Annotated in this window: 13 protein-coding genes; 8 read left to right on the top strand and 5 right to left on the bottom strand. The window is 32.1% G+C overall.

The annotated features are described in order from the left end of the window. The first annotated feature begins 329 nt into the window (after positions 1-329). The 3 genes from RSE15_RS05605 (at position 330) to hemL (ending at position 3470) form a co-directional block, all read left to right on the top strand. Complete coding sequence (locus RSE15_RS05605; protein WP_324069993.1) at positions 330-1253, top strand: 1-aminocyclopropane-1-carboxylate deaminase/D-cysteine desulfhydrase; 924 nt, start codon at positions 330-332, stop codon at positions 1251-1253. 67 nt (positions 1254-1320) lie between these two features. Then, the gene (locus RSE15_RS05600) at positions 1321-2184 is read left to right on the top strand and encodes a glucosaminidase domain-containing protein (RefSeq protein ID WP_324069991.1); all 864 of its coding nucleotides are present in this window, start codon (positions 1321-1323) and stop codon (positions 2182-2184) included. Then, the gene (gene hemL, locus RSE15_RS05595) at positions 2184-3470 is read left to right on the top strand and encodes a glutamate-1-semialdehyde 2,1-aminomutase (protein ID WP_324069989.1); all 1287 of its coding nucleotides are present in this window, start codon (positions 2184-2186) and stop codon (positions 3468-3470) included. The genes RSE15_RS05600 and hemL overlap by 1 nt, the downstream gene beginning before the upstream one ends. Before the next feature lie 31 nt (positions 3471-3501). Here hemL and RSE15_RS05590 read toward each other — a convergent pair whose 3' ends face one another. The 4 genes from RSE15_RS05590 to lysS form a co-directional block, all read right to left on the bottom strand. Beyond that, the gene (locus tag RSE15_RS05590; RefSeq protein ID WP_324069987.1) at positions 3502-3864 is read right to left on the bottom strand and encodes a hypothetical protein; all 363 of its coding nucleotides are present in this window, start codon (positions 3862-3864) and stop codon (positions 3502-3504) included. A gap of 82 nt (positions 3865-3946) precedes the next feature. Then, on the bottom strand, positions 3947-4366 hold the full coding sequence (locus tag RSE15_RS05585) for a DUF4890 domain-containing protein (protein WP_324069985.1): 420 nt from the start codon (positions 4364-4366) through the stop codon (positions 3947-3949). An 85-nt stretch (positions 4367-4451) separates the two neighbouring features. Continuing rightward, on the bottom strand, positions 4452-5981 hold the full coding sequence (locus RSE15_RS05580) for a hypothetical protein (protein ID WP_324069984.1): 1530 nt from the start codon (positions 5979-5981) through the stop codon (positions 4452-4454). Positions 5982-6050: 69 nt separating this feature from the next. Continuing rightward, complete coding sequence (gene lysS, locus RSE15_RS05575) at positions 6051-7748, bottom strand: lysine--tRNA ligase (protein WP_324069982.1); 1698 nt, start codon at positions 7746-7748, stop codon at positions 6051-6053. Positions 7749-8033: 285 nt separating this feature from the next. Between lysS and lipB the strand changes: the two genes are divergently transcribed. Beyond that, complete coding sequence (gene lipB / locus RSE15_RS05570) at positions 8034-8732, top strand: lipoyl(octanoyl) transferase LipB (protein WP_324069980.1); 699 nt, start codon at positions 8034-8036, stop codon at positions 8730-8732. A gap of 68 nt (positions 8733-8800) precedes the next feature. On the opposite strand, the gene RSE15_RS05565 is transcribed toward lipB, so the two are convergent. Then, positions 8801-9460: a ribonuclease HII gene (locus RSE15_RS05565; protein WP_324070412.1), complete on the bottom strand. Its 660-nt coding sequence runs from the start codon at positions 9458-9460 to the stop codon at positions 8801-8803. Positions 9461-9658: 198 nt separating this feature from the next. Between RSE15_RS05565 and RSE15_RS05560 the strand changes: the two genes are divergently transcribed. From RSE15_RS05560 to RSE15_RS05545, 4 genes are all read left to right on the top strand, one after another. Next, positions 9659-12901, top strand: a complete 3243-nt coding sequence (locus RSE15_RS05560) for a SusC/RagA family TonB-linked outer membrane protein (RefSeq protein ID WP_324069977.1) — start codon at positions 9659-9661, stop codon at positions 12899-12901. A 12-nt stretch (positions 12902-12913) separates the two neighbouring features. Then, positions 12914-14410, top strand: coding sequence for a RagB/SusD family nutrient uptake outer membrane protein (locus tag RSE15_RS05555; protein WP_324069975.1), 1497 nt, complete (start codon positions 12914-12916; stop codon positions 14408-14410). 19 nt (positions 14411-14429) lie between these two features. Next, positions 14430-15257, top strand: a complete 828-nt coding sequence (locus tag RSE15_RS05550; RefSeq protein ID WP_324069973.1) for a hypothetical protein — start codon at positions 14430-14432, stop codon at positions 15255-15257. Between the two features lie 94 nt (positions 15258-15351). After that, complete coding sequence (locus RSE15_RS05545; protein WP_324069971.1) at positions 15352-17280, top strand: S8 family serine peptidase; 1929 nt, start codon at positions 15352-15354, stop codon at positions 17278-17280. Positions 17281-17322 lie beyond the last annotated feature (42 nt).

The following is a 17322-nucleotide window of genomic DNA, read 5'->3' as shown; positions in this document are numbered from 1 at the left end:
CTTTATGAATTATTTAGTTTCAACTAAAAAATCATTAACTCCGTAAACTTACATAAATTTTATTAAATCAATTCAGTATTGTGAAATAAAATACGGATTTTTTTTCAATATAAATATATTAATCCTTTGATTGTAATGATTTTAATGTAATAAATAGAACAATATCTACATGTATTTATTCTCTAAAGGGTGTTTTCTTAAGAAATAACTATAATCATTTTTTTAGTATTATTAAACTAGTTTTAACAATACAATTTATTTGTTTTTATTTTTTACATATCATTTTTAAACATTAGTCCTTTTGATGTATCTTTGAAATAAGATATTATATGCAATCAATAAATCAAAAAATACAAATTACATTTCCTAAGGATATAGAACTCTATATTAAAAGAGAGGATTTGTTGCATCCCATAATTTCTGGAAATAAATTCAGAAAACTTAAATACAATATTCATAATGCAACTTCTTTAGGTTATTCAACTTTATTAACATTTGGAGGTGCTTTTTCTAATCACATTTTAGCTGTTGCAGGAGCAGGGGCTGAGTTTGGTTTTAAAACTATTGGTGTAATTAGAGGAGAAGAAATAGGAAATAAAATACATGAAAATCCAACTTTGTCAAAAGCAAAAGAGTTTGGAATGCAGTTTTATTTTGTTGACAGAACAAGTTATCGCATAAAAGAAGACCCCGTTTTTATTGAAAATTTGCATAAAAAGTTTGGAAATTTTTACTTAATCCCTGAAGGAGGCACTAATGAACTTGCAATAAAAGGTTGTGAAGAAATTATTACAGCTGATGACAAAGATTTTTTCACTCATATTACTTGTGCTATAGGAACTGGAGGAACTTTTTCAGGTTTGATTAATTCATCAATTAACAAGCAGCAGTTAATCGGATTTTCTTCATTAAAAGGTGCTTTTTTGTCAGAGGTTATTCGTAATTTTGTATCCAAAACCAATTGGAATGTTAATGATGAATATCATTTTGGAGGTTATGGAAAAGTAACAGATGAGTTGATTTTTTTTTTAAATTCATTTTATAATCAAACAAATATTCAATTAGATCCTGTGTATACTGGTAAAATGGTTTTTGGGGTTTTAGATATGATTAAGAAAGATTATTTTCAACCAAATTCAAAAATATTAATGATTCATACGGGTGGTTTACAAGGGATTAAAGGCATGAATTTTGTATTAAAAAACAAGAACAAAGAAATTTTAAAGTACGATGAAATTTTTATTAATAAATAAATTATTTAGGCTAATATCAATACAAAAGATGTGTCATTTAGGATCGCAAATAAGCATATTATCAAATATGAAAACTAAAGTAACTCTTTTCTTTTTAACTCTTTTAGTAGTGAGTTGTTCAAGTTCTCGACCAGTGGTTAGAACAACATCAAAAACTAAAGTTATAACTAATAAAAAGACGGTTACACAACCTAAAACAGTTACAAAGCCTACTGTTACAAATTCCTCTTCAGTTACTAAGGCTATAACCAATTCGGAGGTTAGTTTAGATGCAACTTCTAATGTTAAAACCTACACTGAAGAAATTAAATTATATGTAGAAAATTTTAAAGAAATTGCTCAAAATAACATGAAAAATTACGGAATTCCAGCAAGTATTACTTTAGCTCAAGGAATTTTAGAATCAGGGGCAGGAAAAGGGAAATTAGCACAAACCGCTAATAATCATTTTGGAATAAAATGTCACACTGGTTGGACAGGAGAGAGTGTACGTCATGATGATGATGCAGAGCAGGAATGTTTTAGAAAGTATCAACATCCGTCAGAATCGTATAGAGATCATTCTTTATTTTTAACTTCAAGACCTCGTTATTCGAATTTATTTAAATTAGATAAAGGAGATTATGAATCTTGGGCAAAGGGGCTTAAAGCTGCAGGTTATGCAACAGATGTAAAATATCCAGACAAGTTGATAGGATTAATAGAACGTTTTGAATTGTATAGTTTTGATAATGAGGTTTTAAATAGAGAATTTGTCCCAATTAAAAAAGATATTGTTGCAATTAAAAATAGTGATTTTTATACGATTCAAAAAGGAGATACATTATTTTCTCTTTCAAGAAAATTTAATCTCACCGTAGAGGATTTGATGAAATTAAATAATATGTCTGATGTTGCAATTGCAATTGGGCAACAAATAAAAATTAAATAATGTTGTATAAAAGAAGTAGCGAATTATTTGTAGAAGCAAATAAAGTAATACCAGGGGGAGTAAATTCTCCAGTAAGAGCTTTTAAAGGGGTAGGAGGAACACCAATTTTCGTAAAAGAAGCAAAAGGTGCTTATTTGTATGATGTGGATGGAAATAAATTAATTGATTATATTAATTCTTGGGGTCCAATGATTTTAGGTCATGCCTATGAACCTGTTGTTAATGCTGTTATAGAAAAAGCAAAAAAAGGGACTTCATTTGGGATGCCAACTGAGTTAGAAACTCAAATTGCTCAATTAGCAGTTGCAATGGTGCCAAATATAGATAAAATTAGATTTGTAAATTCTGGGACTGAAGCTTGTATGAGTGCGATACGATTGGCTAGAGGTTATACCAAGCGTGATAAAATTATAAAATTTTCAGGTTGTTATCATGGACATTCTGATTCGTTTTTAATTGCAGCTGGAAGCGGACTAAGTACTTTTGGAGTTCCAAATAGTCCAGGAGTAACTCAAGGTACAGCAAAAGACACACTCTTAGCTGCTTATAATGATATTGAAAATGTTAGGTCTTTATTTGAAGCTAATAAAAATGAAATTGCAGCAATTATTATTGAGCCAGTAGCAGGAAACATGGGTTGTATTCCTCCAAAAAAGGGCTTTTTAGAAGCCTTGAAGGCAGTTTGTGTAGAACAAGGGGCATTGTTAATTTTTGACGAAGTAATGACGGGATTTCGATTGTCTAAAGGTGGTGCTCAAGAATTATATGGAATTCAGGCTGATATTGTTTGTTTTGGAAAAGTAATTGGAGGTGGTTTGCCTGTTGGGGCATTTGCAGCTCGAGAAGAAATTATGAATTATTTAGCCCCACTAGGGCCTGTTTATCAAGCAGGAACCTTATCAGGTAATCCTTTGGCTATGGCTGCAGGATTAGAAATGTTAAAAGCACTGAATTCAGATTCTGAAATTTTTAATCGCTTGGAAGAAAAAACAGCTTATTTAGAAAATGGAATTCAAAATGCGCTAACACAAGAAGGGATTGCTTTTACAGTTAATAGAGTTGGTTCTATGATTTCAGTTCATTTTGATGCCAATCCAGTTTATGATTTTTCAACGGCAAAAAATGGTGATAATGAAACCTTTAAGAAGTTTTTTCACGGATTGTTAAAACGAGGGGTTTATATTGCTCCATCTGCATATGAAACATGGTTTATAACAGATGCTTTAACTTATGAAGATTTGGATTTCACAATTAATGCAATTAAAGAGGTTGCAAAAGAATTATAAAAAATAAGTCCCGATAAAATCGGGACTTATTTTAATGTGTTAATTTGTAAAGTAAATCAGATTGACTAGTAATCTTTTCCATTTGTGCTGTAGTAAAAGTAGCTCTTAATTTAGCTTCAATTTGTTCACTAATTTGCTTTTTTTCATTTTCATTTTTAGCTAAATTCAATTGATTGTGTTTATATAAAAACAATCCATTTAAGTCTTTAGCCATTTGTTGGTCTAATTGCAGTAATTCAACCAATTTATATGTTTCTTTTTTGGCTAAATCGTTAAAATCAACTTCTTTTTTTACAATTTGGGTTGTAGAAGACTTTCCTTTGTTAACTTCTTGTGCATTAGCTAAATAAGAAAAGCCAATAAACAATACAAATGCAATGATTATTTTTTTCATAATTTGTGTAAAATTTATTTTTAGTTTGTCAAATCTAAATTATTTTTAGAATAAAAACAAAAAAAAGGCTATATTTTCAGAATTATTCTTTGTTTTCTTTCGCTTTTCTTTTTGCTTTTCCAATCATTTCTTTGCGATAATTTTGTTTTTCTTCCCATTTTTTCATTTGTTCTGGGTTTAAAACTTTTTTCATTTTAGATTTTAATTCAATTTGATTATCTAAAGCTTCAATTTGTTTTTTGTATTTTTCGTCTGATGTAACTTTTTTGTCTTCAGCTTTTCTTGCTTTCATCTCCGTTTTAATAGCCTCTCTTTTTTTAGCTTCTTCTAACAATAGTGCCTTTACTTCTTTTTGCTGATTTGCGGTCAAATCTAAATCAAGTGTCATTTTTTTGGTTTGAAGCTCCGCTACTTGTTCTGGTGTCATTTCGATAGATTTTCTACTTTGAGCAAATGTTAAGCTACTTAATGTAAGTGCTATAACTAAAATAAGTTTTTTCATAATTTATTTGTGTATTTATGTTTTGTCTATATAAGACTATGTAAATATAAAAAAGTTTAATATTTCTCTAAAAAAATATTTTAAACTAAAATTTTAAATAACCATATCGTGCAGAATTTCCACAACGAGAGCGCACAATGAAATTGTTCTCATCTACAGGTAAAGCAAAGGATAAATCTAATTCATAACAAAAGTTATATGTTTTACCCACACCAGAATTTGGAATATCTTTTGTGCTTACAATTTCTCCTTCATTGTTAATGATACTTGTTACAGCAAAACGACTATTGCGAACAAAATACTTGGAATTTGGATTAATATCTCTAGAATCGTTATAAATCAAAACCAATTGATTGTTTCTAAAGAAATACAAGTATTTTAAATGATCTCCATTATCATTAATGGTTCTAGGTTCAAGGTTGTTTATTCGGGTAAACCAATCGATTTTTCCTGTTGAAGCATCAAGTTTGATTATGCCATAGCCTGTTGAAACATATGAGTATTCTATGGGTCTTTCTAACGGTTTTGATGGGTCAGGAGCAGGTAATCTTTTAGATCCAGTATACATTTCATTGCAAAGTAACCACAATTTATTGTCTTTTAGAATTACTTTTTCAAAATTTAAATTATTTTGTTTTTCTAAAGTCGTTTTTATGTTTAGGGTGATTTTGCCTGTTGCATCAAAATGCATTAATAGTAATTCATTAACCGGATTTCCTTCAGGCAAGGCTCCTCCTAAATCAATGGTTACTTTTCTTTTTCCGTCGCTAACACCTGCAATAAAATAGCTTCCGTTTTCAGATTCTTTCCATTTGAATTGAGAAACTTGAAAGTCTAAATCTTGTTTTAAATTGTGCTCTGCAATATTTTCTGTTTTTGTATCCCAATAAAAAAGTGATTTATAAGGCTTTATTTTGGGTAAATCAAGTTCTCTTACTAGCGCTATATTGCCATTATTTGTTATGTGAATTTTAATATCAAACGATTGTTTTGTAGTAAATCCAAATTCATATTCTTTGCTTTTTACAATTTTAAAATTTGAATCTACAACATAAAGTGTTGCCTTTTCGTTTAGCTTTTTATCGCCTGTTGGGCGGGAAACTATACCGTAAAATTGTTTGTTTTCAGATTGAGCTATAAAATAGTCGCCAATATTGAACGCGTTTTTTGCGGGCATTTTCAATAAAAAACTTGCCTTTGTTTTTGTCCCCGTATCAATATTTACTTTTTGTGTAAAAAGTTCAAATTCTTTAGTTTCGCTATTAAACTCAGTCACAAAATATACATATTCTTTATTAGATAGCGGAAATAGAGCAGTAATTGTTTTTGTATTCAATCCCATTACGGGTTGTTCTAATCCAATTGAAAAATTATTTTCATCTTTTTCAAAATCATCATTTGAGGAAAATATATCGACAAAAACATCTTTATTGAATATTTTATCGTTGTAAATAGATCTTACATTAAAAATTCGTTTACCATCAAAATAGTTTTGAATCGAATAATTGAGTTCATTTTCAATTGAAGAGTTACCTTCACTCCAAGTGAATGTTGGGGTTTGGGCTAAAGCTATAAAACTATGGCACAATACTAGTATAAAGCAGATTTTTTTCATTTTAATGAGAGTTGATTTTTGTAAAAGTAAAAAAAAGACTTCAATTTTTGAAGTCTTTTGGTGTAACATTTATTTTCCTGTATAAATGGCAATTTTATTATCTCCATTTACTTCTATTTTGAGTAATCCATGTTTGCTAATGCCTTTGCTGGCAGCATCCCATTTTTTTCCGCTTAACTCTGATTTTATTTTTAAGTCACCAATCGAAATTCCTTCGTTAGCTTTCAAAATTTCGATAATGTGTTTTTCGTCTTCTGTTAATTCGGGACCTTTTTTCTCTGGACGCATTTGTGGGAAGAACAACACTTCTTGAATCGATTGATTGTTGGTTAAGAACATGATTAATCTGTCCATTCCAATTCCTAATCCAGAAGTTGGAGGCATTCCGTATTCTAAAGCTCTTAAAAAGTCTTCATCTATAATTCCGTTGGCTTCATCATCACCTTTTGCTGCTAATTCCATTTGGGCTACAAAACGTTCTCTTTGGTCAATTGGGTCGTTTAATTCGGAATAGGCGTTTGCAATTTCTTTTCCACAAACCATCAATTCGAAACGCTCAGTTAATTCAGGATTATCACGGTGTGATTTACACAATGGTGACATTTCTTTTGGATAATCTGTAATGAAGGTTGGTTGAATGAAGTTGCCTTCACATTTCTCGCCAAAAATTTCATCAATTAATTTTCCTTTACCCATGGTATCATTTACTTCAATTCCCATCGATTTTGCAGCTTCACGCAATTCATCTTCCGATTTTCCTGTAATGTCAAAACCAGTGAATTGTTTAATCGCATCGGTCATAGTTACTCTTGCATATGGCGCTTTGAAGTTTACTTTATGTTCTCCAAAAGTAGCTTCAGTAGTTCCATTTACTTGAGTAGCACAATATTCTAAAAGGTTTTCAGTCATTTCCATCATCCAGTTGTAGTCTTTATAAGCTACATAAATTTCCATAGCGGTAAATTCTGGATTGTGTGTTCTGTCCATTCCTTCGTTACGGAAGTTTTTCGAAAATTCGTAAACACCATCAAAACCACCTACGATTAATCTTTTCAAATATAATTCGTTAGCAATTCTCATGTATAATGGAATATCTAAACTATTATGATGTGTAATAAAAGGTCTTGCAGCTGCTCCACCCGGAATCGATTGTAAAACCGGAGTTTCTACTTCCATGTAACCTGCTTCATTGAAAAATGTTCTCATAGCGGTGAACAATTTGGTTCTTTTCATGAACACTTCTTTCACATGTGGGTTTACCACTAAATCTACGTATCGCATACGGTAACGCAATTCTGGATCAGTAAACGCATCAAAAACATGACCTTCTTCATCTGTTTTTGGCAACGGAAGCGGTTTTAAAGTTTTGCTCAACATTTTAAAATCATCCACACGAACACACATAGCACCTACTTTCGTCATGAATAATTCTCCCTCAATACCAATAAAGTCTCCTAAATCGGTTAATTTTTTGAAAACCTGATTATAAAGCGTTTTGTCTTCGCTTTCGCAAAGCACGTCACGATTAAAATACAACTGTATTCTTCCTTCGCTGTCTTGTAATTCAGCAAACGAAGCTTTTCCTTGATCACGAACACTCATCAAACGTCCAGCCAAAACAACCTTCTTACCTTCTTCAAAATTTTCCTTCACTTGCTTTGAAGTGTGATTCACCGGAAATAAATCCGCTGGATAAGGGTTAATTCCAAGTTCGCGTAAAGCGTTTAATTTGTCTCTTCTAATGATTTCTTGTTCCGAAAGTTGCATAGTATTGTATTTAAGCGTGCAAAGATAATTTATTTTGTTTCAAGTTCAAAAGTTTCAAGTTTCAAGTTTAAAAGTTTATTAGTAATGAGTTTTTTCAGAATACTTTTATAGATGCGAATGGTTCGGGCTTTTTGGTTTCCGTATTCCTGCCATCCGTTATATCTTTTTTATTTGTTGCCTGAGGTTCTCGAAGGCAACAAATAAAAAGGATGTCTCTCCTGTGAGGGCTAATTAGCAAACTATTCGTATCTTTGCATCACTTTTCAAAACACAATTTCGGTCATCATGAATAAAAAAGTACAACTTCAAGATTTAGGAAATAAAGATTACAAAGAAACTTGGGATTATCAAGAAGAATTATTCAAAGAAATTGTAGATATTAAAATTAAAAATAGACAATCCAACTCCCAACTTCTAACTCCCAACTTCCTGCTTTATGTAGAGCATCCGCATGTTTATACGTTGGGAAAAAGCGGCGATGTTTCAAATTTATTACTTTCTGAAAAACAATTAGAAACAAAAGGAGCCACTTTTTACAAAATCAATAGAGGAGGCGATATTACCTATCATGGACCAGGACAAATTGTAGGTTATCCTATTTTAGATTTAGAAAACTTTTTTACCGACATACATAAATACTTACGATTCTTAGAAGAAGCTATTATTTTAACTATAGCTGAATATGGTTTACATGGAACTAGAAGCGAAGGAGAAACCGGAGTTTGGTTTGATGTAGGAACGCCTTTTGCAAGAAAAATTTGCGCTATGGGAGTGCGGGCTTCGCGTTGGGTGACCATGCATGGCTTCGCCTTAAACGTAAATGCAGATTTAGGGTATTTTGATAATATCATTCCATGTGGAATAAAAGGGAAAGCGGTTACTTCAATGCATGCTGAATTAGGAAAAGCGGTGGATGAGCAAGAAGTAAAAGAGAAAATTCTAAAACATTTTCAAAATTTGTTTGAAGCCGAGATTTTAATTTAGTTTTCAGTTTTTAGTCACAGTATTCAGATGTGCTATTTGAATCGTAAAGCCAACTGCGACTGAAAACTTTAAAATTCCAATTCCAGTTGCTCAGGTAATAATCGGAAACTCATTCGATGGTATTTACACGCCCCATATTTTTTAATAGCTTCTCTATGTTCTTTTGTTGGATAACCTTTGTTTCTTTTCCAATTATACATTGGAAACTCTTCGTGGATTTTATCCATATATTCGTCTCGGTGCGTTTTTGCTAAAACCGAAGCGGCAGCTATACTCAAATATTTGCTATCTCCTTTAATAATACTTGTACTTGGAATTGATTTTAAAATCTTAATTTCTTCACTTGTAAAGATCTTACCTGTTTTTTGTTTCATGCCTAATTTGCCATTCAATGGACGATTTCCATCTACAATTATGTGTTCTGGAGTTTGATTTAACTTTAAAATAGACTCCTGCATTGCTTTCATCGAAGCGTTCAAAATGTTTATTTCGTCAATTTCGTTAGGGAAAATATGTGTTACTGCAAACGAAATGGCTTTGGCTTCAATTGCTGGTTTTAGTTTTTCTCTAATTTTTTCAGACAATTGTTTTGAGTCGTTAAGTAAATTGAGTTCAAAATTGTTAGGTAGTAAAATAGCAGCTGCGGTTACGGGTCCTGCAAGACAACCGCGTCCGGCTTCGTCGGTGCCACATTCCAATATTAAATTACTGTAACTTTTGCTTAACATTCTTTTTTTTGACAAAAATATAATTTTATACGCAACCTTTTTGTCATATTCTCATCTAATGAATGTTAATGTTTCGCTAAATGTTTTTTTAAAACAAAAACTTTAACAAAAATAAATTAGTAATATTCCGAAGTATTATTTGTTTATTTAAGAAATAATTAAGAAGTTTGCGGAATAACTAACTCAAATAAATTTAATATGAGATCGAAGTTCAAATGGATTTTTACGCTTTTAGTAGCGTTTACAATGCAGTTTTCGTTCGCGCAAGAGAAAACTGTTACAGGTGTAGTTTCTGACGAACTAGGCCCAATTGCAGGTGCTAACGTTGTTGTAGAAGGAACAACTCGTGGTACTACAACTGATTTTGATGGTAATTATACCATTAAAGCTAAGAACGGTGAAGTTTTAGTAATTACTTACACCGGTAAGTCAACTGTGAAAGTTGCAATTGCTGCGGCTAATTCTTACAATGTATCTATGAAGGATGATTTAAAGCAATTGGCTGAAGTAGAAGTAATCGGTGTAGGTTATAGTAAAACCTCAAAAGAAGCCTTTACAGGAACAGCAACTAAATTGGTAAAAGAAAATATTGAAGCGAAAACAGTTTCAAATATTTCTCAAGCTTTAAGAGGTGAGGTTGCTGGGGTGAACGTAATCACTGGTTCTGGTGCTCCAGGTAGTGATGCTACTATTCGTATTCGTGGTTTTGGTTCTGTTAATGGAAACCAAGCTCCTTTGTACGTTGTAGATGGCGCTCCTTATGCGAGTGATATCAGTGCTATTAATCCTGCTGATATTGAAAACATGATAGTTTTGAAAGATGCTGCTGCTACTTCGATCTATGGATCTAGAGGGGCTAATGGGGTTATCTTAATCACTACAAAACAAGGTAAAGCAGGAAAAACTCTTGTTTCTGTTGATTTTAAAACGAGTATAAACTCTTTAATGTTACCAAATTATGATGTTATCGATTCTCCAGAGGAGTATATCGAAACAGCTTGGTCTTCATTAAAAACTAAAGGTATGTTGTTAGGGTATTTAGATCCAGTATCTTATGCAAATTCTAATTTGTATGGTGATGGTACAGGTGAAACTATCAATAGTCAATATAATATTTGGAATGTTGACGGTTCTCAATTGATTGATCCTGCAACAGGAAAAGTAGCAAATGGAGTATCAAGAAGATATAATCCTGCTAAATGGTCTGATGCTGCTTTTGGTACAGGTTACAGAAGCGAGGCTAATGTTCAGTTCAGTGGAGGTAATGGAGATACTCGTTATGCTACTTCATTTGGATATTTAGATGATCAAGGATATGCTATTAACTCTAATTATAAGCGTTATACTGCTAGAATTAACCTTGAGCACAAACCAAAAGAATGGTTAAAAGTAAGTGGAAATATGGCATATACAGGTGCTAGATATACTAATTCATCTAGTGATGAAGGTAGTTCTGGTTCATCAGGAAACATATTTTCATTGACTAATACTACCCCAGCTATTTATGATTTATACTTAAGAGATACTGCTGGTAATTTAGTTGCAGATCCTATTTTTGGAGGGAATCAATATGATTACGGTAGTATTTATGGTCGTAGAGCATGGAATAGTACTAATGGTATTGCTGATGCTTATTATGATTTATCTCAAACAGATGCAACTACATTATTAGGTAATTTTAATTTTGCTGTTGATTTAACTAAAGACTTGTCTTTTGAGACTCGTTACAGTGGACAATACCAACAATTTGATGGTTCTACTAGAAATAATCCATATTATGGAGGTTTTGCTGCTGATTATGGATTTTTAAGTAAAGATGTTAGCTCAACTGTAAACCAAAATTTTTTACAATTATTACGTTACAGTAAAGTAGTTGGAAATCATAGTTTAGAAGTTTTTGCTGCTCATGAATCGACTGCAAATACTTTTAAAGATTTCAATGCTGCTGCAACTGGAGCAATTTTACCTAACACTTTAGATTTATCTCAATATACTTCTGCATATGGTAGAGCTACTTCATATTCTCAAAGATGGACTTTAGATAGTTACTTTGGTCAGTTAAATTATAACTACAACCAAAAATACTTTTTAACTGGTTCAGTAAGAAGAGATGGTTCTTCTCGTTTTATTAATAACAAATGGGGAACTTTTGGTTCTGCTGGTTTAGGTTGGATAGTATCTAAAGAAGACTTTATGTCTAAATTAAGTTTTGTTGATTTCTTGAAATTGAAAGCTAGTTATGGTATTATAGGGGATCAAGGTACAAGTTTACAATATGGATGGCAACTTTCATCAATTAATCAAACGCCTAATGGAGATTACTCTTTTACAGAAAGTTCAACGTTAGCTAATCCTGACTTAACTTGGGAAACTTCTAAAATTGCTCAGATTGGTATCGAATCTACATTATTTAATGAAACTATTGATTTTAATTTAGATTATTACGTTAAAAACACTGATAATTTATTCTTTACTCAAACATTACCTCCTTTCATTGGATACACTTCTCAGCAAATTAATGATGGTCAATTACGTAACAGTGGTATTGAATTTGATGTGATGGCTCATTTATTAAAAGCTAAAACTTCTGATGATTTAAAATTATCTGTTGGAATCAATGGTGAGTTTTTGAAAAATGAAATTACTGAAATGCCAACTGATATTTTCACAGGTGAGAAAAAGGTATTAGATGGTAGATTATCTCAAGGAAGTTCATTGTATGATTGGTATATGCGTGAGTGGGCTGGTGTAGATCCTGCAACTGGTGCTGGTTTATGGAATTTATATTACAATGATATAAATGATAATGGAATTTTTGATAATGGGGATGCTCCGATTGGCAGTATGACCATTTACATGAATGATAATCCTGATGCAAAAGTTTTAAAAACTACTACAAATAATTATTCGCAAGCTACTCAAAAATATACTGGAAAATCTGCTATCCCTAAGGTTAGAGGCGCATTTCGTTTAAATGCAGCATATAAGAATTTTGATTTAACAGCTCAGTTTAGTTATAGTATCGGTGGACATATTTATGATAATGGATATGCTCAATTAATGGATAATGGAGATTTAATTGGTGCTAACAACTGGCACAGAGATATTCACAATGCATGGAAACAATATGGAGATGTTACTGATGTACCTAGATTATCTTCTGGTGTAGCTTCTGATGTAAATTTTAATGCTACGTCAACACGTTTCCTTACTAAAGCTGATTTCTTATCTTTAAATAATGTTAGATTAGGGTATAATGTGCCTGCATCTTTCTTAACTAAGTTGCACTTGTCTAAATTTAACTTATTTGTTTCAGGTGATAACTTATTAATGTTCAGTACTAGAAACGGTCTTAATCCATCAACTTTGATTAACTCGTCTAATTCTGGAATTTACATGCCAATGACTACATTTAGTTTTGGTACTAAAATTGAATTTTAAAAAAATTGTAATATGAAAAGAAGATTTATTTATTTCTTAGTAGCTACATCGCTTGTAACAGCGGGTTGTAGTTCAGATTTCCTAGATCCAGTAAGAAACACCAACGTTATTACTAGTGAAGATATTGCTAATAATGTAAATGTTAACCCTGCATTAGTTGAAGGAAGTCTTAATGGTATTGGTAGTTTGTTGATTGAGCCAGCTGGAATAACAGGAACTAGACACTATGACTTAGGTCAAAAAGGTGTTGATATTTGGTTAGACATGTTGTCTGGTGATATGGCTTTGTCTGCTAATTCATATGGATGGTATCAAAATACGGCTAATTTAGTTTCTACTGTGGATTTTTCTCGTGAAGAAAATAGTATTATTTGGCGTTATTACTATAAAGTTGTTAACATGTCAAGTAACATTATATTATCTTTTGGGGGCAATGACGCAGTACCAACAACTCCTGAGGCGAGACATCTTTTAGGTCAAGCTAAAGCATATCGTGCTTATGCTTATTTTTACTTAACTCAAATTTTTCAAAGAGCTTATGATCCATCTCAACCAATTTTACCTTATAATGATGGTGAAGTTAGAATTGCTTCTAAAGTTCCTGCTTCTCAAATTTATGATTTGATTGAGAATGATTTATTAGACGCTATTGATTTATTAGATGGTTTTACTCCATCTAGTAAACAGCAAATTAACCAAAATATTGCTAAAGGGTTATTAGCTTATACTTATGCTGCTATGGGTAACTATACAGATGCTAAAGTTTATTCTGATGAAATTATCAATTCTGGAGCTTATCCGTTAACAACTACAGGTCAGTTAGCTTTTCCAGGTGCAGGTTCTGGTTTTAGTAATGTAAACACACCTTCTTGGATGTGGGGTTATGATATTACAACAGAGATGGGTCATCAGTTACTTAATTGGTGGGGTCAAGTGGATTACTATACTTATAGTTATCAATGGGCTGGTGATAGAAAAACTATCGATACTGGTTTATTAGCTTTAATTCCTGCTGGTGATGTTAGAAGAACTCAATTTGGTACTACTGGTACAACAAATAGAATGCCAATTAACAAATTTTTTGATGCTGGAAGAACTGCTGGTGGTCAACAAATTGTAACTACAGATTATATTTTTATGCGTGTTGATGAATTTTATTTATTAAGCGCTGAAGCTGCTGCTAAATCTGGTGACGACGCTGCTGCCAAAGCTAGATTAAAAGAATTTATGGCAAATCGTTTAACTGGTGGATCTGCTGCTGTAGATGCTTATGTTGATCCTTTATCAGGCTCTAATCTTAAGCAAGCTATTTATAATCAAACTAGAATTGAGTTTTGGGGTGAAGGTAAAAGTTACTTAGCTTTAAAACGTAATCAAGCTACAGTTACAAGAGGTACTAACCATGTTTTCCGTCCTAATCAATCTTTTGCTTATGATATTGATGAAATGTCATTCCAAATTCCTCAGGTAGAAATGGATAACAATCCGAGTATCACAGGTCAAAATTAATTACTAAAATTTGAAAATTATGATATTAAAAAAATCAATAGCTTACTTTGCTGCTTTGACATTGTCATTTGCAATGTTTAGTTGTGAAGAAGATAATTCAGGTGATAGCCAGACGGCTAATTACGTTGGACTAGAAAATTACCAAACCGTTGAGCTTTCTGATGGTCAAACGGTTGTGGTTGAAGGTAAAATTTTAGCTTCAGAAGCCACAGGAAGTGATAGAACCTTTGGTTTAGTTGTTGATCCATCAACTACACACGGAGCTGCTAATTATTCAGTTCCTGCTACTGTAACAATTCCAGCGGGTTCTAAAGAGGGAGTTTATGAAGTTACTGTAGTTGGTAATGGTTTAGTGGATGGTAATAAAATCGTTGTTGGTTTAGTTCCAGCTGAAGATTTGAATCAAACCACTTTTTATGGAACATATTCTAATGGTGTTTTAACAGGTGTAGGAACAACTAAATCTACTTTTAACCTATATAGACCTTGTGCTTCTGTTCGTGCTAGATTATCAATTAAATTTGACAATTATCCAGAAGAAACAGCTTGGGAATTGTATGATTCTTCATTAAACTTAATTGATTCTGGAGGTTTTGATGCTGCTGGTACTACAATTACAGGTTACGCTGCATTAGGTTTTGCTGACAGAAGTACTTTTTCTGTTGTAAAATGTTTGGCTCCTGGTACTTATACTTTTGTAATTTATGATGATTACGGAGATGGTATGTATACTAGTGCAACAGTTTCCGGAACTTATTCTATGAACAACTTGAATAATGGAGCTTCTCTATTCTCTGGTGGTGGTGATTTTGGAGCATTTTCAGAACATGAGTTCGTAATTCAGTAATTCATTTATTTTTATATTAAAAACCGAAACTTTTAGTTTCGGTTTTTTTTTGTAATTTTGATTCTTAATTTATAATGTCTCAAACTATTTCAATATGATTAAAAATTATTTTTTCATTAAAGTTTTATTAGTTTTCTTTTTTGGTTTAATTAATGTAGCTGCCCAAAATGAAGCTGAAAAAACATTACTTTCTCAATCTTATGATGAGGAACTTACCCTACGTACTTTTAATTTTTTGGCAAACAATAATGTCGCAAGGGAAGCAAGAGTTCTTGCTTATATGGAAGCTAAAAAATCAATACGTGATTTCTTTAGTAATGGTGTCAAATATAGAATTTACGATATTGTTAACGATTCACCCATTTTTATATCAACAGATAATAAGTATAGTGCTTTCGCTCTTAAAACAAATAAATTATACCCTAGTGGCACTTTGGGCTTAAGCTTAACGGGTCTAGGAATGTCAGTTGGTGTATGGGATGGTGGCTGGGCTTTATCTGCTCACCAAGAGTTTCAATTAAGTGGTTCTTCTAGAATTTCAAACCCAGATTACCCTTCCGTAAACCCTGCTGCTGATCTACATGCTACGCATGTAGTGGGTACTGTTTGTGCAAAAGGTGTTACTGCTAATGCAAGAGGGATGGCCTATGAATCTAGTGTTAAATCTTATGATTGGTCTGGCGATGAAAATGAGGTAGCCAATGAAGCTGCTACTGGATTATTAGTTTCTAATCATTCCTATGGTATTCCAATCTATAATGATGCTAATGAGTTAAATGTTCCTGTTTGGTATATGGGGTGTTATAATGATGCCGCTGTTGATTGGGATCAAATTGCTTATTCTTTTCCATATTATTTATCGGTTCATTCTGCTGGTAATTCTGGTCAAGAAACTTATACAGGTGGTTTTGCTGCTGGTTTAGATAAGTTAACTGGTAACAAGAATGCTAAAAACTTATTAATTGTTGCAAATGCTAATCCGACAGTGCATCCTATAACGGGTAATATGTCAGCTATGTCAATCAATGCTTCAAGTAGTCAAGGGCCAACTGATGATGGTAGAATTAAGCCAGACATTGCTGCAGATGGAACAAGTGTATTTTCAACGAGTAATGCATCAACGTCAACTTATGACACCTTATCAGGAACATCTATGGCTTCACCAAGTGTTGCAGGGTCTTTGATCTTGTTACAACAATTAAATAATAATTTAAATTCAACTTATTTAAAATCTGCTACTTTAAAAGGTCTTGTTTGTCATACTGCAGTAGATGATGTAACAAATGTTGGTCCTGACCCTTATTTTGGTTGGGGATTAATGGATACAAATGCTGTTGCAACGTTATTAATTAACGAAAATAGCGCTACTCCTACAACTGTTATTGAAGAATATCAATTGAATCAAGGGGGAACGTATACAATTAATGTACAGGTTTCTAATCCTAAATTATTAAAAGCTACTATTTGTTGGACTGATGTTCCTGGAACATCACAAAATAGTCAATTAAATTCTACTACTCCTGTTTTAGTAAATGATTTGGATTTAAGAATTATTAAAGGTGCTGAAACTAATTTTCCTTGGAAATTTGATTTAGCGAATATTACTTCACAAGCAATTAAAGGAGACAATTTAGTTGATAATGTTGAGAAAGTTGAAGTAGAGAATGCATTAGGAATTTATACTATTCAAGTTTCACATAAAGGTACACTTTTTGGAACAAACCAAGCCTATAGTTTAATAATTAGCGGTTACGATCAAATTGTTTTAAATAATGCTGATTTTTCTACGAATTCAATCGCTGTTTATCCAAATCCTACATCAGATAAAATCAATATCAATTCTTCTAAAAATGAAATCTTAAGCTATCAAATTTTCGACATGCAAGGAAGGTTTATAGCTTCTGAAAAAATTAATAATTTAACTGATTTTTCAATAGATATGAGTTCTTTGAATACGGGTGTTTATTTTATTCAGTTAAATTCAGAGGAAGGTGTGTCAAGACATAAAATAGTTAAAAAATAAAGTATTGTTTTATTTAACTTTTTATTATACTAAAAATCTCAT

It is taken from the genome of Flavobacterium sp. (assembly GCF_035195345.1).
GTDB lineage: Bacteria > Bacteroidota > Bacteroidia > Flavobacteriales > Flavobacteriaceae > Flavobacterium.
This window is presented reverse-complemented; position numbering and strand designations above follow the sequence as displayed.

Excerpts from the sequence above, each read along its gene's own strand:
- RSE15_RS05550 (WP_324069973.1), top strand. The coding sequence starts at position 14,430 with ATGATATTAAAAAAATCAATAGCTTACTTTGCTGCTTTGACATTGTCA.
- lipB (WP_324069980.1), top strand. The coding sequence starts at position 8,034 with ATGAATAAAAAAGTACAACTTCAAGATTTAGGAAATAAAGATTACAAA.
- lysS (WP_324069982.1), bottom strand. The coding sequence starts at position 7,748 with ATGCAACTTTCGGAACAAGAAATCATTAGAAGAGACAAATTAAACGCT.
- RSE15_RS05565 (WP_324070412.1), bottom strand. The coding sequence starts at position 9,460 with ATGTTAAGCAAAAGTTACAGTAATTTAATATTGGAATGTGGCACCGAC.
- RSE15_RS05580 (WP_324069984.1), bottom strand. The coding sequence starts at position 5,981 with ATGAAAAAAATCTGCTTTATACTAGTATTGTGCCATAGTTTTATAGCT.
- RSE15_RS05590 (WP_324069987.1), bottom strand. The coding sequence starts at position 3,864 with ATGAAAAAAATAATCATTGCATTTGTATTGTTTATTGGCTTTTCTTAT.
- RSE15_RS05560 (WP_324069977.1), top strand. The coding sequence starts at position 9,659 with ATGAGATCGAAGTTCAAATGGATTTTTACGCTTTTAGTAGCGTTTACA.
- RSE15_RS05605 (WP_324069993.1), top strand. The coding sequence starts at position 330 with ATGCAATCAATAAATCAAAAAATACAAATTACATTTCCTAAGGATATA.
- RSE15_RS05555 (WP_324069975.1), top strand. The coding sequence starts at position 12,914 with ATGAAAAGAAGATTTATTTATTTCTTAGTAGCTACATCGCTTGTAACA.
- RSE15_RS05545 (WP_324069971.1), top strand. The coding sequence starts at position 15,352 with ATGATTAAAAATTATTTTTTCATTAAAGTTTTATTAGTTTTCTTTTTT.
- hemL (WP_324069989.1), top strand. The coding sequence starts at position 2,184 with ATGTTGTATAAAAGAAGTAGCGAATTATTTGTAGAAGCAAATAAAGTA.
- RSE15_RS05585 (WP_324069985.1), bottom strand. The coding sequence starts at position 4,366 with ATGAAAAAACTTATTTTAGTTATAGCACTTACATTAAGTAGCTTAACA.
- RSE15_RS05600 (WP_324069991.1), top strand. The coding sequence starts at position 1,321 with ATGAAAACTAAAGTAACTCTTTTCTTTTTAACTCTTTTAGTAGTGAGT.